Here is a 21855-nt window from a genome sequence, read left to right as displayed (position 1 = left end):
AATATCCTGCCTCTATTCCGGTTCGCCGGAATAGAGGGCTTCAGATATCACGCCGCATATCGGGCGGAATCGGGAAGTCCGGCATGCCGGGCTTCGGCCCTCGGCCCTTGCGGAACTGACGCAGCTGGAAGACGTAGGCCAGCACCTGAGCAATGGCCATGTACAGGCCGTCCGGAATCTCTTCACCAATATCGGTATTGTGATACACCGCCCGTGTCAGTGGCGGTGTTCGCAGGACCTCGACCTTGTTCTCCCTGGCAATTTCCATAATCTTGAAGGCCACCTCGTCTGCCCCCTTGGCCACCACCACTGGCGCGCCCATGGTTTTCTGATCGTACTTCAATGCCACGGCATAGTGGGTCGGGTTGGTAATCACCACATCGGCCTTGGGAACGTCCTGCATCATCCGGCGTTGGGCCATCTCCCGCTGGAGCTGGCGAATCTTGCCTTTGACCTCCGGCTTGCCCTCGGTGTCCTTGTACTCGTCCTTGACCTCCTGCTTGGTCATACGGAGCTTTTTCTGGTGATCGTAGATCTGGAAAGGCACATCGATGGCGGCAATGGCAATGGTGGCGCAGGACAGGAAGAAGAAGCTCCAGCCCAGCGTCCACAGCACGTGCTCCATGGCAGGTACGGTCGGCTCTTCGGCAATCGCAAGCAAGTCTTCGGTGCGAAGGTTCAGAATCAGGATGGCGACCGCCATCACCAGGCCCACCTTGGCAATCGCCTTAACCAGCTCGATAAGGGAGCGCATGGAGAACATTCGTCCCAGGCCCTTGATCGGATCCATCCGGTTGAATTTCGGTGCGATGGCCTTGGCACTGAACAGCAGACCGCCGATGCCAACGGAGCCGGCAATGGCGGCAATCAGCAACATCACCAGTATCGGTGACAGCGCCCAGGCCGCCTCTTTGGCTGCCAGTATCAGCTGAACACTCATATGCCGGGTATCAAAAATCGCAGAGCGCTCGATTACGAAGGAGTCGCGCATGATGGACTCAATAGATGCGCCAAGCGACGTACCAAAAATCAGAAGCCCACCAGCACCGGCCAGCAATACCGCCATGGTGGCGAGTTCCTTGGAACGGGCCGTCTGGCCTTCCTCCTTGGCCTTCTCCAGGCGTCGGGGGGTAGGCTCTTCGGTTTTTTCCTGACTGTTGTCGTTCTCTTCGGCCATGGTCAGGGTTGCCCTTGCAGAGCACGCATGAAATCGAACGTTTCCCGCGTGTACTGATCGAAGTGTGGCAGGAAATTGGCGTGTAAGACCCAGATAGCAAACAATCCAAAAATCAGGCCAATCGGAAAGCCGAGGGCGAAGATGTTCATCTGTGGCGCCGCACGGGTCATTACACCGAAAGAGATGTTCACAATCAGGACCGCAGTCACGGCCGGCAATGCCAGCAACATAGCAGAGGCAAACATCCATGAAATGCGATGGGCCAGCGCCCACACACCATCCTGCCCCAGCCCCTCCAGGCCAATAGGCAAGGTATAGAAACTCTCGATGAACACCTCGAAGGCCACCAGATGGCCATTCATCACCAGAAACAGCAAAGTAATGGTGATGGTGTAGATCTGAGCCAACACTGGCACGTTAACACCATTGGCGGGGTCTACCATGGAAGCAAAGCCCAGGCCCATCTGCATCGCAATCATCTGGCCGGCGATCACAAACAGCTGCCAGAGTGCGGTCAGGGCGAAGCCCAGGCCGACGCCAATCAGGATCTGCTGCAGCGTGATGACGACCGCGTCGGCACTGAGCGCTTCCACCTGGGGAACGGGAGGAATCATGGGCACAATCAGGATGGTCATCAGTAACGCCAGTCCCAGCCGCACCCTCGCTGGCACCAGTTGAGTACCGAAAATAGGGATGACCATGAGAAAACTGGCCAGCCGGAATAAGGGCCAGATATGCTGCCCCACCCACTGGCCGATCAGATCTGCGCTGAACTCCGCCGGCAGCATGGGCTCAGCCGATCAGATAGGGAATGCGGGAGATCAGCCCGTTGGCGTGGTCCAGCAAGGTGGTCAGCATCCAGGGCCCGGCGGCAATGATCACGATCAGTGTGATCAGAAGGCGAGGCAGGAAACTGAGGGTCTGCTCGTTGATCTGGGTCGCCGCCTGGAAGGTACTGACCACAAGACCAATCACCAGGCCCGGCCCGATGATGACGGCAGACAGCAATACAATCAGCCAGAGCGCCTCTCGCAGTATGTCGATAACCGTTTCCGGAGTCATGATTGCCTCCTAGATCCCGTAGCTGGCGGCCAGGGTACCCATGATCAGGGCCCAACCATCCACCAGTACAAACAGCATGATTTTAAAGGGCAGCGAGATGATAATGGGTGACAGCATCATCATACCCATGGCCATCAGAACACTGGCCACCACCATGTCGATGATCAGGAATGGTATAAACAGAATAAACCCGATCTGGAACGCCGTCTTCAGTTCACTGGTGACAAACGCTGGCATCAGAATCCAGAAAGACACGTCCTGCGGTGTTTCATACTGAACATCGGCAATCCTCATGAACAGCGCCAGGTCGTCTTCTCGAGTCTGCTCCAGCATAAACTTGCGAAACGGCTGGCTGGCCAGTTCCACCGCCTCCAGTGAAGTCACCTCTTCCTGCAGGTATGGTTGCAGGCCCACCCGGTTCGCCTCTTCCAGTACCGGCTTCATGATAAAAATGCTCAGAAACAGCGCCAGCCCCAGCAAAATCTGGTTGGAGGGTGTGGCCTGTAGCCCCAGAGCCTGACGAAGAATCGCAAAGACCACGATGATCCGGGTAAACGAGGTCATCATCATCAGCATGGCCGGCAGGAAAGTCAGCGCGGTCATCAGCGCCAGGATCTGCAGGGTTACCGAGTACTCCTCGGTGCCGTTCTCGCCGGGCTCAACCGTAAATGCCGGAATGCCGGGCAGATCAGCCTGGGCCAAGGCGGGAAGACAAAGGCCGGCAATCAGCGCAAGCCAGGGAAAACCGCGTTTGAGAATGGCCACCACCATGACGTTAGTCTTTCCTCTCTGGCGCTGACCAGGATTTGCCAATCATGGACTGCAGCTTGCGGGCGAAGTCACTGGAGCCGGCATTGCCGGCATCCACCACCGGCTGATCAAATACATGCAGGGTCCTGATCGTGCTGGGAGTAATACCAAGCAGAATCTGCTGCTGCCCCACTTCCACCAGCGCAATACGTTCCCTGGCACCGATGGCCAGCACAGACACCACCTTGATGGCGTTGTTGTTCATACCGGTCATGCCGCCCATCCGACGGATCAGCCAGGCACAACCATAAATGATGGCCACCACTGCCAGCAGGCCCGCTCCCAGGCTCAGTATCGTCGCCACAGTATCCGGGGCACGCCCACCAGAGGCGGCGATTTCGCCCGCCTTTGCCGTTTCCTCGGCCAACAGCGGCAGCGGAGCCCACAACAGCAGCCAGCCCGTCAGTCTTGCCATATTATTTCTGCAGCCGTTTGATTCGCTCACCCGGACTAATCACGTCCGTCAACCGGATACCAAACTTCTCATTGACCATGACCACCTCACCGTGGGCGATCAGGGTGCCATTAACCAGCACGTCCAGAGGCTCGCCCGCCAGTCGGTCGAGTTCGATCACTGAGCCCTGGTTCAGCTGAAGCAGGTTTCGTATCGGAATCTGGGTGTTCCCCACTTCCATGGAAATGGTAACCGGAATATCCAGGATTACGTCAATGTCAGGAGACTCACCACCAGCGCCCTGGTCCGCGCCAAACTCCTCCATGGGAACGGTGCGCACGCCCTGGCGTTCGGCTTCAGGTTGGTCGTCGCCACCTTCAGCCTCAGCCATAGCCGCTGCCCACTCGTCTTCCCGGGAGCCCTCTGCATCGCCAGACTCGTCCATTGCCGCTTCCCACTCGGCCGCCAGCTTTTCGTCTTCGCTGAGTTCCTGCTCGTCTTTCTTGTCGTCGTCAGCCATTGCGTCCCACCTTCAGTTGTTTCTTTACCTTGGGCAACTTGGCCCGGTCGTGAATCCTCAGCGCCAGCTTACCGTCGCGGGTGCCCAGCGTTGCCTTGTAGATTGGAATACCATTGGCGGTCACCGTCAGGTGCTCGGGAATCTCTACCGGAATCACATCGCCAGCTTTCATCCGGGCAATGTCACGCAACGATATGCGGCGCCGGCAGACGGTGGTATTGATGGGCACATTGACCTCTTTGATGTCCTCCTGCAAGGCGTTTACCCAGCGTTCGTCGACATCATCAATATCACTCTGCACACCCGCATCCAGCACATCGCGTATTGGCTCGATCATGGAATACGGCAGTGCGAAATGAAGTTCGCCGCCCCCCCCATCGAGTTCAATATGGAAGGTGCTGACCACGACCACTTCGCTCGGGCTGACGATGTTGGCCATGGCCGGGTTGACTTCCGAGCTGAGGTATTCGAATTCCACCTGCAAGACCGCATGCCAGGCTTCTTTCATATCGTGGAAGACCTGATTCAGTACCATTTGCACAATTCGGGTTTCGGTCGGTGTGAATTCCCGACCCTCGATCTTGGCATGGCGGCCCTCACCACCGAAGAAGTTGTCCACCAGTTTGAACACCAGCTTGGCGTCCAGCACGAACAGGGATGTACCGCGTAACGGGCGAACCTTGCACAGGTTAAGGCTGGTGGGTACGTACAGGGTATGGATGTACTCACCGAACTTCATGATCTGGACACCGCCGGTGGAGACATCGGCATTGCGGCGCAGCAGGTTGAACAGACTGATACGGGTATAGCGGGCAAAACGCTCGTTGATCATCTCGAGCGTTGGCATGCGGCCACGGACGATCCGATCCTGGCTGGCGAGGTCGTAGTTCTTTACGCCGGTATCATCGGTCTCTTCATAGGTATCGATGTCACCATCATCCACCCCGTGGAGGAGGGCATCGATCTCGTCCTGTGACAGTAAATCCTGCATACCTGTTCCTGCCCCTAACTGTTGGTTATCCGCCCGGTATGATTACTGAACCACGAAATTCCGGAACAATACCCGGTCGATTGCCGGCTCCCCTTCCTGCTCCAGCACCTGGTTCACAGTCTGCAGCATGCTGTCGGCCAGCGTCTGACGACCTTCCGGCGTTTGCAACTGCATGAAGTCGCTGCTGCCCAGCACCATCACCAGTTGGCTGCGGATAAGCGGCATATGAACATCAGCAGCGGCCAGTGCCGCAGGATCTTTGGCTTCGAATGACACATAGACCTGGGCATAACGCTGGCGACCCTGCGCCTGAACGGTAGTCACCAGGGCTTTCTCAATTTCGGTATAACTGCTGGCGACAAACGCGGGCTCTGCCGAAGTCGTGGTTTCGCCGTCATCTGCGCCGGGCAATCCTCCGCCCAGGAACCAGAGTGTCCCGACCACGGAAAGACCCACCGCCAGGATAATGATGATCACCAGCATGATGATCAGTTTCAGCTTGCCTTTTTTGGCAGGCGCTTCGGTCGCAGTATTTTCGGCCATAACACTCGCTTGTCACTTTTTTGGCGTCCGGGAAGCTCCGAACAACCTTTCTCCGATGTGAAGCAAAGGCCGGGCCAGACAGCCCATCCCCTGTTGTCAGAACCGCAGTTTAGCGTTGCCGGAGGGGATGGGCAAAGAAGTCGGAAAACAGCAGGCTGAATTGTTCAGAAATTATCCGGACTCAGGCAAAGACGTCCACTTCACCCCGCCAGCCCAGATCAAGCTGGCCGGTGCTCAACGACTCTGCATCAGCATCGTGGCTGGCCAGTGATGATCCACCAGAAGACCGACCATCGCCCTCACCGGCCTCACCACTCTCGCCACCGGCCTGCTGACCGCCCTGGTCAGAGACATCAAACTGCCCCAGGGACAACCCCTGTTCACCCAGCATGTCGCGGAGCCGGTGGGAGTGCTGTTCGAGCTGCTCCCTCACCACCGGGTTGGCCGCATGCACGGTGACGCTGGCCTGATCGTTGTGGACTTTTACCTTGACTTCCATTGGCCCCATATCCGGAGGCGTGAGGTGTATTTCGGCAACCGACATATTGCGGGCGGTCAGCCAACTGAGCTTGCCCATGACCTTGTCGCCCCACTCCGCCTGTCCAACCGGCACATCCACCGAGGTGGTGTAGCCCCGGAGCGGAATGTTGGCGTCCGCAGCCAGTTTTCCGGGCTGTGCTGCCTGCTGCGCTGCGGTATCCATTACACTCTGGAATCTGGGATTGGAGAGCAGACTGGTCGGATCAACGGGACGGGCGCTCTCAGCGCTTGTCGCACCGGCAAGCAGGTCGGTTAGCTGCATGCCCGGAGCCAGAGCGGTGCTGCCTCCCCCGGCAGATGTTTGCCCTGGCAGGCCCTTGATCAGTCCGGAAGCGGCCTGAGTTCCTGTGAACGCCATATTTGAAGCCAGGCTCTCAGGCCCGCCCGTACCGGATTGGTTGGCGGTTGCAGGATACAGCGACTGAAGATTGGCGAATGTCAGGGGCACCAGCGGTTCTGCAACGACCAGGGCATCGTCTGCCTCAGTATCGCCGGTATTGCTGGTGTCACTGGCCGAGGAAGGACGGGCCGGTGAATCGGAGTCCGCTACCCGCTTCTGGTCAGTGGGCGTATCGTTTTTCTCTGGCCGGGCACTGGAGGCTTCAGCTTTCTCATCAGCCCGGTCGGCTGCCTTGCGTTCCTGCGCGGCATCAGCCTGATCCCGACGTTCGGCGCGCTTGGCATCCATCCGCTTCTGCTCGGCCCTGGACAGCTCGTCAAAACGACTGTCACCGGCCTCCGCGTCTTTCCGGCCCTGCGGTTTCGCTGCACCGACCTCCGACTGACTCGTTTTCGCCGGTGCCTGGGGAAGTATGGTCTGTTGCATGGCAACCTCTTGCCGCTTTAGATCTCAGGTAGCCCCTGTTCGGAGCGTTTTCCTGAAAACTGCAAAAGCGGTGCCAAACCTCCGCGCGGGGTGACGGTCAGACCTCCTGGCCAAAATTCTGCAAACGCTGGGCCACTTCCGAAAACTCGGCCTCAATCCGCTCAAGCACTGCAGGGGCCTGTTCCAGAGTCGCGTCCTTGCCCAGCTGCTCGGCCTCAAAACACAGGCCTCCGAGCCTGGGAGCACCGATATTGATGCAACTGCCCTTGAAGCTGTGCGCGGTCTTGGCGAAGTGCTCCGGATCGGCCGTTGCCAGCGCCTCCCTCAGGCCGTCAATGCGTGAACGGGAGTCTGCCAGGTAGGTCTGGATCAGGACATCAAACTCGTCTTCCATCACATCCTGCAGTTCGGCCAGCGCCTCCACGTCAAGATGGGGTTTGTCGTTCATTCGCTATCCTCGTTTGTCGGCACTCAGGCGCCACTGATTATGGCCGCGTCGGGGAACCACCAATCATAGACGATTTCCACGCGATTGCCTCGGCCGTGAACCTTGAGATTTCGCGTCATACGCCGGAGGATTTCCAGCCCCCGGCCCGCGTATCGGCCGGTTGAAGCCGCCTGCTGTTGCATCACTGTGTCAGAATATTCAGCAAAATCAAAACCATCACCACTGTCTTCACAGACAACGGTAAGGGTACCTCCGCCCTCCCTGGGCTGATGCTCAAGAGAAAACCGTATGAAATGCCCATCGGTGCTCCCCAGTCTGCGCGTTCGCTCCTGGTAATAGCGACTGAAACCGCCAGGTGACGTTTTCCACTCTGAGGACAGGGCCAGAACACCGTGCTCAAGAGCATTGTTGTAGAGTTCCGACAACAGGGTGTAGACCTCACCGCTTCGGCTCCTCAGTCCGGGCACTTCCATACAGATATGCAGTAAAAGCGGCAGTGGGTTGAAGTCTGCCAGAGTCTGTTCCCTTAGCTCATAGACGCAGCGCCAGTCCGCCGGGCCCGTCAACGCCGATTCAGGAATCTTGTCGGGCATTGCCTCTGGCGCCTCCGCCCGGACCATTTGCAGGCAGCAGAGCGTCAGGTCATCAGCCAGCTCTGGCTTCCCGGTGTGCTGCTGCATTCTCTCCAGCAGGGCCTCGAACGGCTCCTGCCCTGCTTCCAGACCCGCCAGAACGCTCAGGACACCTTCCTCGCCCAGGCTTTCACCGCCACTATTGGGCGCCTCGGGGAGCCCGTCGGTCATCATCACCAGCCAGTCGCCCGGTGCCGCATCCAGCACGGTCATGGAGGCCGAAAACTGGTCCGGCTCCTGAACGCCCAGCGGCAGATGCCGGGACGGAATGGCGACGCGGTCGCCTGCGGCACGCAACAGCCAGCCATCCGGCAAGCCACCATTCCAGACACGCAGGCTGTTGTGTTTGAAGTCAGCCTCAACCATCAAACCACAACAGAACATGCCTACCGGCAGTATTCGCCGAAGCTTGCGGTTGATTTCCCGGAGGACATCCGGGGCGCCAAAGCCTTTGGCCGCCATCCCGTAGAAGATTTCAGCAACCGGCATGGCGCCAATGGCGGCAGGTAATCCGTGCCCGGTGAAATCACCCAGAAACACCAGAGTGCCGCCCCCGGGGCGCTGAGCAGCAAACAATACATCACCGTTGAAAACCGAGAGGGGGGAGGCATGGTGGCGGATGTTGGGGGCATCCAGACAACCGGTATGGGCAATGTTATCGAACACCCTCCGCGCCGTGCGCTGCTCGTCCAGCATCTGCTGATTCTGGCGCCGAATATGGTCACGCTGGTCCGACAATGCCTGGTGCAACCCCCTCATACGATTGAACGCGTTGATCTTCGCTTCAAGAATCACGCGATTGTAGGGTTTAACGAGAAAGTCGTCGCCGCCGGCCTCAAGACACCGGGCCAAATCGCCCGCCCCGGACAGGGAGGTGAGAAAGATGAGCGGCACCAGGCGCTCGCCTGCCAGAGCCTTGATTTGACGAGCGGCCTCCATTCCGTCCATCCGCGGCATCAGGGCGTCCAGCAACACCAGATCCGGCTGGGTCTCCCGGAACAGATCCACCGCCTCGGTACCGTCTTCGGCTTCAATCACGGTATGGCCCAGGCGACTTACCAGCCGCGCCAGAATCAACCTGTCGCTGGCACTGTCCTCGGCAAGAAGTACCTTCAAGGGAATCGCCTCAGCGAATGCTGAACAACTGCTCGAAGTTGGAAATGGAGAGAATTCGCCGGACATCGCTGTTGCAGTTCTCGATTGAGATGCGGGCGCCATCTCCGCCAGCATGATCCCTTAACAGAAGCAACATGCCCAGAGCAGAGCTGTCGAGGTAAGTGGTGTCTGAAAGATCAATGACGTAGTGGCTGACGGTGGGTTCGCTGTGCTCGTAGGCATCCCGAAAGGATTGATGGGTACTGAAATCGAACCGACCCTCCACGCAGATCGTGAGGGTCTTGCCGTCATCGCTCCGGCGTGTCTCTATAGGCATTCCTGAACCTCCCGGCACATTCCACCAATGACTTTCCTTTGCTGCCAGCCATTGATGGCAAGCTTATCTGGTAAAGGATAGTCAAATAAACGGAAATTGCATCCGGGTTATCTGATGCAGATCACCGGGGACTGCAATTATCGCTGTCGCCGGGCAAAGGCCCGACCGGCAGCTTCGTCCGCCAGTTTCTGGTCGCTGAGATCCTGTTCCCGTTGTTCCTGTTGCCGGCAGGACTCAATGTATTTTTCCATACCACGGCGACGTTCCCAGGCCTGTTGCCACTCCCGGCGCCTGGCTTCAAACACCTGTTCAGCCTGTTGCAGCTGCCGCTGTTGCTGGGCAATCACCTGGTCCAGCTGGGCGATAAAAGCCTGCCAGGCCTGCAGTCGCGCCACAGGAACCACACCCTGCTGGCTCGCGCGGATCTGGTCACGATACTCCTGCTGATAGCGCTCCAGGTTTTCCACCTGTTCGCGATGCGCCTCCACCTGCTTACGAGCCTCACCAAGGCGTTCCAACGCTTCCTGTTCTTTCCGCTCTTCAAGGGCGAGGACAACTTCAAGCCGTTTCGATCGCAGCATCAGACATTATCCCGATTGCCGGCGGGGTTCGGCACCGCCGTCTTTCTTCGTTCCGGTGAACGTCGTTCCGGCACTACCGCCATCAGTTGCTCAATCGCCTCCGTGAGGGGAGCACGTTCATTCAGCCCCTGCTGCAGAAACTGGCTCATATTGCCTATGTGCTGAATGGCAAAGTCAGTCTCCGGGTCGGAACCTTTCACATAGGCACCCACACTGATCAGATCACGGGCCTGCTGATAACGGGAATACACCTGCTTGAATCTCTGGGCCCGGGAGAAGTGCTCCGGATCGGTCACTTGGGGCATCACCCGGCTGATGGAGGCTTCCACATCTATGGCCGGATAGTGGCCTTCTTCCGCCAGGCGTCGGGATAACACGATGTGACCATCAAGGATGGCCCGGGCTGCATCGGCAATCGGATCCTGCTGGTCGTCGCCTTCCGTCAGAACGGTATAAAACGCAGTAATGGAACCACCGCCGGGTCGGCCATTGCCTGTGCGCTCAACCAGTTGCGGCAGCTTGGCAAAAACCGAGGGCGGATAACCCTTGGTCGCCGGTGGTTCGCCTACGGCCAGGGCGATCTCCCGCTGTGCCTGGGCATAGCGGGTGAGAGAATCCATTAAAAGAAGAACGCGCTTACCCTGATCGCGGTAGTATTCGGCAATTCGGGTGGTGAGCATGGCAGCGCGCAGGCGCATCAACGGCGAGTCATCTGCCGGAGCGGCTACAACCACGGAACGAGCCAGGCCTTCATCGCCGAGAATGTCCTCGATGAATTCCTTAACCTCCCGGCCCCGTTCACCAATCAACCCAACCACGGTAATGTCTGCATCCGTGAACCGGGTCATCATTCCCAGCAGCATACTCTTACCGACACCACTGCCGGCAAACAGGCCGAGACGCTGCCCCTGCCCTACGGTCAGCAACGCGTTGATTGCACGGATTCCCACATCCATGGACTGACGCACCGGAGCCCGGTTCAATGGGTTGATGATGTCGCCGGTCAGCTGCACTCTGGCCTCTGCCTGCAACGGTCCCTTGCCGTCCAACGGGTCGCCGGCACCATTGACCACTCGCCCCAGCATTTGCGGGCCCACCGGCACCCTGCTGGCCGAGGCCAGAGGAATCACCCGGGCTCCGGGCTTGAGACCTTCGATGGCGGTCAGCGGCATCAGGTAAACCTTATCTTCCTCAAACCCCACCACTTCCGCTTCAACACTGGTGGCGCTATCACCCTGAATCAGACAACGGTCCCCCACCACCATCGGGCAACCCACGCACTCCAGCGTGAGACCCACCATGCGCGTAAGCCGGCCAGACAATTCTGGCGCCGGCTCGTCGCTGATGGCCCCCTGAAGCTGCCGTAACCGTTCAGCCAGGCGTGATGTCATCGTCCTGGCCCTGGTCGTTGAATTCGTCAGACTCGGATTCTGGCGGTGATGTCATACCCGAATCACTCAGCACATCCCGGTGAAAATCGGTCAGCTCCCCCATACTGGGTGCCAGCTCCTCCTGATCCGGACCGGCAGGCTCCGCCAGCTGTTCTTCCAGCATAGCCTGAACCACCCGCTGGAAGCGCTTCTCCACGGTGTAATCCACCAGACTATGGCGCGATTCCACTTTACAGCCACCAGGCATGAGAGAGTCGTCCTCAATGAGGACCGCCGGTGATTCCAGGCGCTCTGTGACTTCCCGTACCGGCTCGATATCGTCGGGGTGAATATGAATGCGGAGATTATCGGCGGTAGAGGGCAGTGACGACAGAGCCCGACGCACCACCTGGCGAATCTGGGAGGAATCAATGCTGAGCTCACGGAAGACCACCGCCCGGGCCAATACGGTAGTGAGGTTGACCAGCACCGCTTCCAGCTCGTCTTCATGGCGCTCGATGGGCAACAACAGCTCACCCATCAGATGCTCCAGCCGTTCCATCCGGGAGGCAACTTCCTGACGCGTCTGCTCCGCTGCCTGCTGCTCGCCCTCGCTCCGCCCCTCCGCCTCGCCTGCGGCGTAGCCATCTTTGTGCCCGTCTGCGCGACCCTGCTCAAAGCCTTCAGCGTAACCGGCCTGCCGGCCCTCCTGAAAACCGTCCTCGCGGGCAGCCTGGCGAATCTCTTCCAGGTCGGCCGCGGTCAGCGGCTTGACTTCCTCTTCCTCGACAACCTGATTTCCGCGCTCATCAAGCAGGGGCAATTCCCACCGTTCCCAGGCGGTCATCTGTTCTTTCGGTATGCGCTTGCTGTCCTGATCGGAATCTTTCATCACATCATTTCTTCGCCACTACCACCCAGCGAGATCTCGCCGGCTTCAGCCATACGGCGAGCAACGGTGATAATGTCTTTCTGGGCCGCTTCGACTTCGCTGACCTTGACCGGCCCCTTGGCTTCCAGATCATCCTGCAGCAACTCCGCAGCACGCTTGGACATGTTCTTGAAGATCTTCTCCTTGACGGCTTCGTCGGCACCTTTGAGCGCCACCACCAGCACCTCCGAGGAGACCTCTCGAAGCAGCGCCTGAATACCCCGATCATCAATATCCTTGAGGTTATCAAACACGAACATGAGGTCTTCAATGGTGGACGCCAGATCCGGATCCATGTCTTTGATGGAATCCATCAACGAGCCCTCAATCCCCCGATCCATGAAGTTCATGATATCGGCCGCTCGCTTCACGCCACCAATCCGACTGGTCTGGGAGGCCGCGCCACCAGAGAACTGCTTCTCAAGGATGTCGTTCAGTTCCTGCAGGGCCTGTGGCTGAATGCTTTCCAGCGACGCCACCCGCATCATCACATCCAGTCGCACTTTTTCATCAAGTGTGCCAAGAATTTCAGCGGCCTGGTCCGGGTCTAGGTAGGAGATAACAATGGCCTGAATCTGGGGATGCTCGTAACGGATAATATCGCCCACAGCCCGGGGCTCCATCCACTTAAGAGTATCCAGGCCGGTGGTATTGCCGCCAATCAGGATTCGGTCAATCAGGCTCGCGGCCTTGTCATCACCCAGCGCCTGGGTGAGCATCGCCCGGATATAATCGTCATTACCAACCCCCAAACCGGTCTGGCCACCGACAGCGTCCACAAACTGGTTAAGCACGTAGGTGACGTCGTCCTTGCTGACGTCTTTCATCTGCGCCATGGCGACGCCAACCCGCTGAACCTCTTTCGGCCCCATGTGCTTGAGCACCTCAGCAGCGTCCGCTTCACCCAGAGACATCAGCAGGATCGCTGCCTGCTCCACTCGCGGAATCTTGCGCTGCGGCTTTTTCGGGGCATCCCCCTGCAACTGGCCGTTTTCTTCAGTCATCGACATTCACCCACTGGCGCATAACCTGTGCAACCCTGGCGGGATCTTCCGCAATCAGGCCTTTGAGTGCATTCAACTGTCTATCATAGCTGTCTGTGGCGCCCGGCAAAAGCAGGTCATCCTGAGACGACATGGCATCGCGTAGTGCCTGCCCGCCTTCGATATCAGCAAGGCCACCATACTCACCCTCTTCTCCGCCTTCACCACGCTCGCGGCGACCGCCACCGGACAGTGTCTTCAGGGTGGGGCGCAGCAAGCCAAGAACCAGAATCAAAATGACCAGTCCTGCCAATACCTGCTTCATCAAATCCCAGAACCAGGGCTGCTCCCAGAAGCCCGGAGCTTCAAACTCCACCGCTTCCTCAGGGGCAAACGCGGTATTCATGACGGTAACGCTGTCTCCGCGGGACGCGGAATAGCCAACCGCATCACGCACCAGCATGCTCAGCCGTTGCAGTTCGGCCTCTGGCCAGGGTTGATAGCTCACCTCGCCGGTTTCCGGGTCGACCACTTTCATGTCATCCACGGCAAGGGCCACGGTCACCCGCTTGACCGCACCCAGCTCCTGACGGGTGTAGCTGACGGTACGATCCAGTTCATAATTCCGGGTGGATTCACTCCGGACATTCACCGGCGGAGCTGCAGGAGCGCCATCTTCCCCTGGGGCGGCGGTGGCCTGCTCCGGAACCGTCGCAGCCCCTGGCGGCTGATTGGCCAGCGCGCCGGGAATACCACCCTGGGCTCCCGCCACACGCTGCTCAGACAACTCGCGTTCACTACGCACCGCCTGTTGCTCCGGATTGTATAATTCCTCGGCACGCTCGACCGCAGAGAAGTCGAGGTCGGCGGTGACTTCCGCGCGGTAACGCCCTTCCCCGACAATTGGGCCAATCAATGAGGCGACACGGCGGGTCAGCCGCTCTTCAACCCTGGACGTGTATTCATACTGGTCTTTCATCCGGTCTGTTTCGGCCTGAACCTCATCGCCCGTCAACAGATTGCCGTTCTGGTCAACCACAGTCACCTGATCCCGGTTCATCATCGGAATGCTGCCGGCCACCAGGTTGACGATGGCCCGAATCTGCTCGGGCTCCGGACGACGTCCCGCAAATACCTCAAGAAACACCGAGGCGGTTGGCTCCCTGGCATCCCGGATAAACACCGAGCGCTCTGGAATAGCCAGGTGCACACGAGCATTACGGACACCGCGCATGGCTGCGATGGTCCGAGCCAGTTCGCCCTCCAGTCCGCGCCGGTAGCTGATGGTTTCCATGAACTGGGACGTTCCCAGACCACGTTCCTGGTCCAGCAACTCATAGCCCATGGTCTTCTGGTCGGTTACGCCTTCAGCAGCAAGCTTGAGGCGCGCGCTATAGACCTGTTCAGACGGCACCAGCAATGCTCCGGTGCGGGGGTCCATCTTGTAATCGATACCGTTGCTGTCGAGGATGGTGGTCACGTCCTGCGGGTTGTAGGCAGACAGATCCCCCACCACCGGCTGGTAATTGGGCTCCTGAGCCCAGAGCACCACAGCCACACCCAGTGCCACACTGGCGGCCAGCCCCACCATAAGCCCGACCTGGCGGAGCAGATTCAATCGGTTGAACCCGAGCAAAAGATTGCTACGGCTCTCAGGAGTATCACTCTCCTGGGTAGCCGGCAGGTCAGAGGCGGCGGTTTCCGCGGGTACGCTTGCCATGCTGTTGCTCCGTTATCAGATCGGCATATTCATAATGTCTTCGTAGGCCCGCACAACCCGGTTACGCACCTGGGTCAGCGCCTCGAAAGACACGGAAGATTTCTGGGCAGCAATCATTACCCGGGTAATGTCCACATTCGGATCGCCCATTTCATAGGCCGTCCTGAGTTCGCTGGCCTGACTCTGGACCTCGTGCACATTGTTGACGGCCTTGCCCAGCATATCGCTGAAGCTGGGAACTTCCTGAGTTTCCTGAACCTGTCGTGGGCCATCGATGCGGCCACGTACGGACTGATCCTGTTCAATCCTCTGGTTCTGCATCATCTGGGTACGCAGATTCCGGATCTCAGACAGAACATTGTTTATGTCGGCACGTTGAACCATCACACTCTCCCGGTGGCCCCGTCGGGCCTGTACTTGTTGCTGACTCAAATGAACTGAAAGCAAGCAACAGGCCAGAAACAATTAAACCATTTATTTCAACGGGTTAATAAATCATTGCACAACGGAAGGCGTCTGCGCGACGAAGAATTGACAGGGATGAAACCAGACCGAAAAAGAAGACCAGGCAGACAAGTAAAAAAACGGCACCCCGAAGGGTGCCCGAAGGAGTATAAGGTCGACAACAAAGGCCCTGACTCAGGCCATGGCCAGCTCCGCATCAAGATCGATACCGGCATCTCGCATCTGGGCCAGTTTGTAACGAAGCGTTCGCGGGCTGATGCCCAGTTGCTCCGCGGCCCGGTTGCGCCTGCCACGCTCTTTCTTGAGGGTTTGAATAATGATACGGAACTCCTGTTGGCGCAGATCATCTCCGAGTGAGCCAATCGCCTCATCAGCCGCTGAATCCGCTTCCATCGCCGCCTCGGGGTCTGGCAAGTCGGCCTCAGGGGCCTCCATGGATCTGGCGGGAATGGCCGGCTCAGCGGGTGCACCAAAGTCAGCGGCACCGGTAATCCCAAGCTCCAGACAAAGATCACCGGCGTGGATTACATTACCCTGATGCAACACCAGCGCCCGCTGAATGGCATTGTCCAGTTCCCGGACATTACCCGGCCAGGCATGAGCCATCAGTGCCTTGCGGGCATCCTCGGCCAGGGTGATGCCGGTCAGCTTCATCTTGCGGCAATGCTTTTTCAACAGTGAGCGGGCCAGGGGCAGAATATCCAGCGGCCGCTCCCGCAGGGGCTGCCACCGCATCGGGAACACCGTCAATCGATAATAAAGGTCTTCGCGGAACTTGCCCTCGCGCACGTAGTCCGCCAGATCACGGTTTGTGGTCGCCAGCACACGAACATCCAGCTGAATGGTCTTGCGACCACCGACGCGCTCCACTTCCCGCTCCTGCAACACTCGCAGCAGCTTGGACTGCAAACCAAGATCCATTTCGGAAATCTCGTCCAGCAGGATCGTTCCGCCATTGGCCTGCTCGAATTTACCTGGAGAGGCTGCAACGGCACCCGTGAAAGCACCTTTCTCGTGACCGAACAGAATGGCTTCCAGCATATTCTCCGGAATAGCGGCACAGTTGATCGCGACAAATGGCTCATCCGCTCGGGGTGACTGCTGATGGATATAGCGGGCCAACACTTCTTTACCGGTACCACTCTCACCGGAAATCATCACTGTGGAATCACTGGCCGCCACTTTCGCGGCCAACTGGAACATGCGTTTACTGACCGGATCCTCAGCCACCGGCTCATCGCCAGCCTTTTGGCGGCTTCCGCCCACGACCCGACTGACCGCTTCCACCAGAACCTGAGGCTCAAACGGCTTGACCAGATAATCGATGGCACCGGATTGCATGGCAGACACCGCGTGGCTGATCTGGCCGTACGCGGTAATCAGCATCATGGGCAGCCCCGGATACAAGCGCTGAACTTCCGCCAACAACTCATGGCCGGACATGCCGGGCATATTGACATCGCTGACCACCATATCGACCGGCGCCCGGGCCAGGCTTGCCAGCGCATCTTCAGCGCTGGCCGCTTCCCGCACCTGGAATTTCGCCAGTTCCAGCGTCGTTACCAAAGCTTCGCGCAGGTCGTGGTCATCTTCCACAATCAGAATCTGGGCCTTTGCCATGCTATGTACCTCCAACCTGTTCTTTAAAACCGGGCTGTCAGAATCGGCAGCCGAACTATCGCGTCGGCACCTTGCTGTCCGGGGGATGAAATCGAAAACTCGCCCTGATGGGCCTTGACCACAGCCTGCACCACGGCCAGCCCGAGGCCGGTGCCATGGGACTTGGTGGTGTAGAAGGCTTCCATAATCCGACCTGCCTCACCAGGCTCGAACCCGGGCCCATTATCGGAAACCCGGATCTCCAGGCGGCCGGAGGTGGCGGAAACAACGATTGAAACGTCGGCGGCCCCCGCCTCCAGACTGTTATTCACAAGATTGGTACAGGCGCCGACCAGGGCATCGCGATTGCACATCAGCCGGCAAGGCGTCTGCACCTGGTTGTCCAGGGTCACCTGCACACCTGGCGCAAGCTTGAGTCCATCAACAGCAGACTCGAGCGCTTCCACCAGGCGCGACGAATCCAGCTCTTCCGCCAGTCGGGTTTCACCGCGGGCGAAGATCAACATGTCGCGAACCTGCTGTTCCAGATGGGTCAGGCGGGACATCAGCCGGGAAGCGCAACGTTGACGTAGCTCCTCATCGAGATCCGGCTGGCTCAGATGGCCACCATAGAGAATGGCAGCAGACAGCGGTGTGCGAATCTGGTGGGCCAGGGACGCAACCATCTTGCCCATGGCAGAGAGGCGCTGGGCATGAGCCAGTTGCGACTGGAGCTGGCGCGTTTCAGTCAGATCGGTCAGCAGGATCAACTGACCCGGCTGATTCTCCATGGTACGAATCTCAATGCTGACCCGGCGACCATCCTTCAGGGACACCTCATGGCCATCATCGTTACGGGGTGCGAAACAGCGGCGGATAACGTCAATCCAGCGCTCGCCCTCCAGCGGCTCGCCCAGCAAGGCAATGGCGGCCGGGTTGCTCTGGCTGACAGTACCATGTTTGTCCAGCACCACCACGCCCGCAGGCAAAGCATTGAGCAAGGTAGACAGGCGATCTGCCAGCTGCTCTTTCTGCTCCAGCTCCTGCTGGCGCTGCCGCGATTCATAAGACAGTTCACCGGAGAGCTGGTTCACCCGAGACTCGAGTGTGCGATAGGAGTCGGTAATCTGGCGAGACATGCGATTGAACAGTTCCAGCGCAGAATCTACAGCCTCATCGTCCTGCTGTGGAAACAGTGCTGTCACCTTGTCGTTGACATCAGCCGCAGCGTTGGCATCCGGCTGGTGGCGGGACTCCATAACGACATGTGCGTGGCTCATAACCTTTCCCCCTGACAGGCCCGGCGGGGCCATCAATACTTTTGTTCGGAAAGGTTAAAGCTAACAGCGTGCCAATTAATATTTATTGTTTATTTTCAAATAGTAACGAAACCAACGACACCCGGGGTGACGAATTACCGTCGGCCAGAAACAACAATGGCGTCGCAGGTTACAAACCTTTGACGCCACCTTTTACCGGTCACCCCGGTGCCATCAGGCTTCTTCTGAGTCGTCCCTCAGACCATACTTTCGCACTTTCTCCACCAGCGTAGTACGCCGTATCCGCAGCTTTTCGGCAGCGCGGGCGACTACGCCACTGGCTTCATCGAGAGCCTGCTGAATCAATTGCTTTTCAAGATTGGAGAGATAATCCTTCAGATCAATGCCGTTCACCGGCAGCAACGCTGGCGCATCCAGCCCCACCAGCCCTGGTATGGAAGAGGGCATACCGGAATCCTCTACCGGGCGATTCTCATCGTAATCATCCACATAGCGGAACTTCTTCGGCAATTCCTGCACTCCGATCACGCCATAGGGATGCATGATGGCAAGACGCTCCACCAGGTTCGCCAGCTCACGGACATTGCCCGGCCAATCATGACGACACAGGCTCATGATGGCCGCCGAGTTCATCCGCAATGAACCACGCTTCTCTTTTTCCATCCGGGAAATCAGCTCGTTGATCAACAGTGGAATGTCTTCGACTCGCTCCCGGAGTGCCGGCATTTCGATGGGGAACACGTTCAGCCGGTAGTACAGATCCTCCCGAAAATCACCGGATTCAATCATGTCCTCAAGATGCTTGTGGGTCGCCGCAATCACCCGTACGTCAGCGGTCTGGGTGCGGTTACTGCCCACTTTTTCAAAGGTGCGCTCTTGCAGAACCCGCAGTATCTTCACCTGCATGTTCAGGGGCATATCGCCAATTTCATCCAGGAACAAGGTGCCGCCTTCCGCCATCTCAAAGCGCCCTACCCTCGCCGTAATGGCACCGGTAAACGCGCCTTTCTCATGGCCAAAGAGCTCGCTTTCCAGCAGCTCTGCCGGAATAGCACCACAGTTCACCGGCACAAAGGGCTTATCGCGGCGGGAAGAATGGTAATGCAGATTGCGAGCAACCACTTCCTTCCCAGTACCGGACTCTCCGGTAATCAGCACGCTCACATCCTTGTCGGCCACCTGCTCCATCAACTGGCGCACTTGCTGGACTTTACGACTGGTTCCCACCAGGCTGCGGAACAGCTGCACACCACGCTGCTGGCCGCGCTGCTGGTTGCGGCTGAACTGGTCACGATAGATCTGTGCGCGGTACAGGGAATCCACGAACTTGGTGTAGTTCAGCGGCCATTCCATCCGCGCAATCACTCGTGCCGCATCGTCCTCTGACAACCCCTTGAGATCAGGGTCGCCAACCAGCAACACTGGCACACCGGTCATGGCCCGGCATACCTGCTCTATGGCGGAACAGGCGCCGGATTCGGTGCCGTTGACGACCGCCACTGAAACACTATCCCAGGCCTGATCATCGTCACTCGCCAAAAGCGCCAAAGCCTCGTCGCCGGAAATCACCTGCTCTTCACCGACAAACTCCAGAATGGTGACCAGATCTCGCCGCCTGGTTTCATCCTTACTCAGCACCAGCACTTTGTTATTTTTGGACATTCACAGGAATCTCTTCATGGATTTGTGCGGTATTTAAGACCGTATGCCGGCCCGAGTCAATTTTATGACGCTATCTTTGACGATTCGAGGAGACGTTCTGATAGGTTTTGGCGGCGTTACGGTTCTGGCTGACCCCCTTCAACGAGGCTTTCGCCTCGTCGCGGGCCTTCACAGCGGCAGCATCAGCCTCGGCCACAAAACGATTCAGCGCTTCCAGTCGCTCTCGCACCAGTGCGGCATCAATTCGGCCCTGCTCGAGTTCAGCCATCAACGGTTCCACCGTCGGTCGGACCCGGGCATTAAGCTGGCCCAAGCGTTCCCAATCCTGGTTGTCCAGGGCCAGGGTTAATTCGTTTTGAAGCTGATCCAGATCGGAAAGGAGGTTTTCAGGGTTGGCCATTGGCAATCTCCGGGGTCTGCGGGACAGACTGGCCAACGAAAGGGCGCCACCGGAAACGATGGCGCCCCGCAAGCGGACGGTTAACGCCGTGCAGCGCGACGGGCCGCAGAGGCGGTAAACTCGTTACCACGATACCCCGGCGCGAAATCATAGGCGGGGTAACCATTGTCCAGACCATCAATGTAATAACGGTTTGCCTTCAGATCATACGTCATTTCCATGGTGGTCCAGAAGACCGGCTCGCTGTAGTAGCTGATATTGTGAGCCTCGGAAACGCGCCATAGCTCGCCCTTCTCGTTGTACTCCTCAGAAACCAGAATCTGCCAGCTATCTTCGTCAATGTAGAACACACGGCGCTCATAAATGTGGCCAATACCAGTACGGCGCTTGGCCTCTACCACCCAGACCCGGTGCAGCTCATAGCGGGCGAGTGTCTGGTTGATGTGGTTCGGGCGGATGACGTCCTCAGGGCGAACACTGGAATCGTGAAGCTTGTATCCGTTGTAGGGAACCAGCAGCTCCCGTTTACCTTTGAGTTCCCAGTCATACTGGTTTGGAGCACCGTTATACATATCTTTCTGGTCAACCGAACGCAGAGAGGACGAATTCGGCAGGTCTGTCTCGTAGGCCAGGTTCGGAGACCGGCGCAGGCGTCGGGAACCCGCATCATAACGCCATGCAAGGCGAGGTGAACGAACCTGGTCCAGAGTCTCGTGCACCAGGGTGATGGTGCCCGCCAGCGTGGTCGGAGCGATCGTCTCGGTTTTCAGGTAGAAGATCTTGTTGTCGATATCGGCAAGATCCGCGCCTACCTGACTGTACGCGAAAAAATAATCGTAGTGGTTGACCACCGGGTTGAAAGAACCGTCTTCCTGAGGAGTGGCTGAAGCACTTCGGAAGGACACCTCCTCACCGCGATACCGGAGAATGTGGTTCCAGATCGCCTCCAGACCATTCTTCGGAATGGGGAACGGGCTGGTCATGATGGTGTCTCTTACCCCGTTACCATTATCCAAAAGCTCGGCGGTCAGGGCATTCTGACGGAACTTCTCGTATACATGTTCGGGAAACGCCGCTGTCCGACGGGTTTCATACACCGGCATGAAAAATGCCGGGCCATATTGCTCCAGCATCCGGATGTGGCCGTCCGACAACTTGTCCCGGTAAAGATCAAGGTTATCACCCGTCACCACATACAGGGCGTCATCGCCAGGGAACGGATTGGTTTCTACAGACCCCTCGCGCCAATTCGCCGGTGGCGTGGCAAGCCCGCCATCCCAGGCTGGAATGGTGCCCGCTGCGTTGCCCGCGCGCTCAGCACCAACCGGTGTCAGCTCATTATTCAGGCGCGCGGCTTCCGCCTGTGTTACCTTTGCCAGCAGCGGACTGGACGCCCCCATAACAGCAACTGCGATGGCAGCAATAAATCGGTTTCGCATCCTCAACCTCCAGCGTGAGTCACATGAGTGGTCAATACTCACCCAATCTG

At 58.3% G+C, this 21855-nt stretch carries 23 protein-coding genes; all 23 read right to left on the bottom strand.

Translation table 11 applies throughout. The features are described 5' to 3' along the window. Nucleotides 1-40: 40 nt before the first annotated feature. The 23 genes from flhB to ARC85_RS02730 all read right to left on the bottom strand — a co-directional run bounded on the left by flhB (nt 41) and on the right by ARC85_RS02730 (nt 21805). The gene (gene flhB / locus ARC85_RS02840) at nt 41-1177 is read right to left on the bottom strand and encodes a flagellar biosynthesis protein FlhB (RefSeq protein ID WP_113878972.1); all 1137 of its coding nucleotides are present in this window, start codon (nt 1175-1177) and stop codon (nt 41-43) included. Nucleotides 1178-1179: 2 nt separating this feature from the next. After that, the gene (fliR, locus tag ARC85_RS02835; protein ID WP_278351310.1) at nt 1180-1965 is read right to left on the bottom strand and encodes a flagellar biosynthetic protein FliR; all 786 of its coding nucleotides are present in this window, start codon (nt 1963-1965) and stop codon (nt 1180-1182) included. A 4-nt stretch (nt 1966-1969) separates the two neighbouring features. Beyond that, nucleotides 1970-2239 carry a flagellar biosynthesis protein FliQ gene (fliQ, locus tag ARC85_RS02830; RefSeq protein ID WP_011785457.1) on the bottom strand — a complete coding sequence of 90 codons (270 nt, stop codon included), beginning with the start codon at nt 2237-2239 and terminating at the stop codon, nt 1970-1972. 9 nt (nt 2240-2248) lie between these two features. Beyond that, a complete protein-coding gene (fliP, locus tag ARC85_RS02825) occupies nt 2249-3010 on the bottom strand; it encodes a flagellar type III secretion system pore protein FliP (protein WP_011785458.1) in 762 nt (253 codons plus the stop codon). A gap of 4 nt (nt 3011-3014) precedes the next feature. Beyond that, nucleotides 3015-3464, bottom strand: coding sequence for a flagellar biosynthetic protein FliO (gene fliO / locus ARC85_RS02820; protein WP_023010594.1), 450 nt, complete (start codon nt 3462-3464; stop codon nt 3015-3017). Nucleotide 3465: 1 nt separating this feature from the next. Next, nucleotides 3466-3963: a flagellar motor switch protein FliN gene (gene fliN, locus ARC85_RS02815; protein WP_224849131.1), complete on the bottom strand. Its 498-nt coding sequence runs from the start codon at nt 3961-3963 to the stop codon at nt 3466-3468. Then, a complete protein-coding gene (gene fliM, locus ARC85_RS02810) occupies nt 3956-4954 on the bottom strand; it encodes a flagellar motor switch protein FliM (protein WP_011785461.1) in 999 nt (332 codons plus the stop codon). The genes fliN and fliM overlap by 8 nt, the downstream gene beginning before the upstream one ends. 42 nt (nt 4955-4996) lie before the next feature. After that, a complete protein-coding gene (locus ARC85_RS02805; protein WP_278800227.1) occupies nt 4997-5497 on the bottom strand; it encodes a flagellar basal body-associated FliL family protein in 501 nt (166 codons plus the stop codon). A 181-nt stretch (nt 5498-5678) separates the two neighbouring features. Next, entirely contained in the window at nt 5679-6863 is a 1185-nt protein-coding gene (locus tag ARC85_RS02800; protein WP_286714256.1) for a flagellar hook-length control protein FliK, read from the bottom strand. A 97-nt stretch (nt 6864-6960) separates the two neighbouring features. Continuing rightward, on the bottom strand, nt 6961-7311 hold the full coding sequence (locus ARC85_RS02795; RefSeq protein ID WP_286714255.1) for an Hpt domain-containing protein: 351 nt from the start codon (nt 7309-7311) through the stop codon (nt 6961-6963). 23 nt (nt 7312-7334) lie between these two features. Continuing rightward, complete coding sequence (locus tag ARC85_RS02790) at nt 7335-9059, bottom strand: fused response regulator/phosphatase (RefSeq protein ID WP_222179974.1); 1725 nt, start codon at nt 9057-9059, stop codon at nt 7335-7337. A 10-nt stretch (nt 9060-9069) separates the two neighbouring features. Continuing rightward, nucleotides 9070-9375 (bottom strand): STAS domain-containing protein, encoded by a 306-nt coding sequence (locus ARC85_RS02785; protein WP_014421036.1) that lies wholly within the window; start codon nt 9373-9375, stop codon nt 9070-9072. Between the two features lie 137 nt (nt 9376-9512). Further along, the gene (gene fliJ / locus ARC85_RS02780; protein ID WP_286714254.1) at nt 9513-9956 is read right to left on the bottom strand and encodes a flagellar export protein FliJ; all 444 of its coding nucleotides are present in this window, start codon (nt 9954-9956) and stop codon (nt 9513-9515) included. Then, nucleotides 9956-11347, bottom strand: coding sequence for a flagellar protein export ATPase FliI (gene fliI, locus ARC85_RS02775; RefSeq protein ID WP_286714253.1), 1392 nt, complete (start codon nt 11345-11347; stop codon nt 9956-9958). Before fliI ends, fliJ begins: the two co-directional genes overlap by 1 nt. After that, nucleotides 11328-12218: a flagellar assembly protein FliH gene (locus tag ARC85_RS02770; RefSeq protein WP_286714252.1), complete on the bottom strand. Its 891-nt coding sequence runs from the start codon at nt 12216-12218 to the stop codon at nt 11328-11330. Before ARC85_RS02770 ends, fliI begins: the two co-directional genes overlap by 20 nt. Further along, nucleotides 12218-13261, bottom strand: a complete 1044-nt coding sequence (gene fliG / locus ARC85_RS02765; protein WP_011785470.1) for a flagellar motor switch protein FliG — start codon at nt 13259-13261, stop codon at nt 12218-12220. Before fliG ends, ARC85_RS02770 begins: the two co-directional genes overlap by 1 nt. Continuing rightward, complete coding sequence (gene fliF, locus ARC85_RS02760) at nt 13254-14960, bottom strand: flagellar basal-body MS-ring/collar protein FliF (RefSeq protein ID WP_011785471.1); 1707 nt, start codon at nt 14958-14960, stop codon at nt 13254-13256. Before fliF ends, fliG begins: the two co-directional genes overlap by 8 nt. 15 nt (nt 14961-14975) lie before the next feature. After that, nucleotides 14976-15344 (bottom strand): flagellar hook-basal body complex protein FliE, encoded by a 369-nt coding sequence (fliE, locus tag ARC85_RS02755; RefSeq protein ID WP_011785472.1) that lies wholly within the window; start codon nt 15342-15344, stop codon nt 14976-14978. Between the two features lie 255 nt (nt 15345-15599). Continuing rightward, nucleotides 15600-17045 (bottom strand): sigma-54-dependent transcriptional regulator, encoded by a 1446-nt coding sequence (locus ARC85_RS02750; protein ID WP_278351305.1) that lies wholly within the window; start codon nt 17043-17045, stop codon nt 15600-15602. Nucleotides 17046-17068: 23 nt separating this feature from the next. Further along, nucleotides 17069-18304 (bottom strand): sensor histidine kinase, encoded by a 1236-nt coding sequence (locus tag ARC85_RS02745; RefSeq protein WP_011785474.1) that lies wholly within the window; start codon nt 18302-18304, stop codon nt 17069-17071. 213 nt (nt 18305-18517) lie between these two features. Next, nucleotides 18518-19966, bottom strand: coding sequence for a sigma-54 dependent transcriptional regulator (locus ARC85_RS02740; protein ID WP_222534623.1), 1449 nt, complete (start codon nt 19964-19966; stop codon nt 18518-18520). A gap of 70 nt (nt 19967-20036) precedes the next feature. Then, nucleotides 20037-20366 (bottom strand): hypothetical protein, encoded by a 330-nt coding sequence (locus tag ARC85_RS02735; RefSeq protein WP_023009853.1) that lies wholly within the window; start codon nt 20364-20366, stop codon nt 20037-20039. Nucleotides 20367-20446: 80 nt separating this feature from the next. After that, the gene (locus tag ARC85_RS02730; protein ID WP_286714251.1) at nt 20447-21805 is read right to left on the bottom strand and encodes a DUF1329 domain-containing protein; all 1359 of its coding nucleotides are present in this window, start codon (nt 21803-21805) and stop codon (nt 20447-20449) included. Between the last annotated feature and the right edge of the window lie 50 nt (nt 21806-21855).

The sequence above is a fragment of the Marinobacter sp. tcs-11 genome (genome assembly GCF_002049515.1).
GTDB classification, from domain to species: domain Bacteria; phylum Pseudomonadota; class Gammaproteobacteria; order Pseudomonadales; family Oleiphilaceae; genus Marinobacter; species Marinobacter nauticus.
The sequence above is the reverse complement of the archived record's forward strand: the minus strand, read 5'-3'. Positions and strand labels throughout refer to the sequence as shown.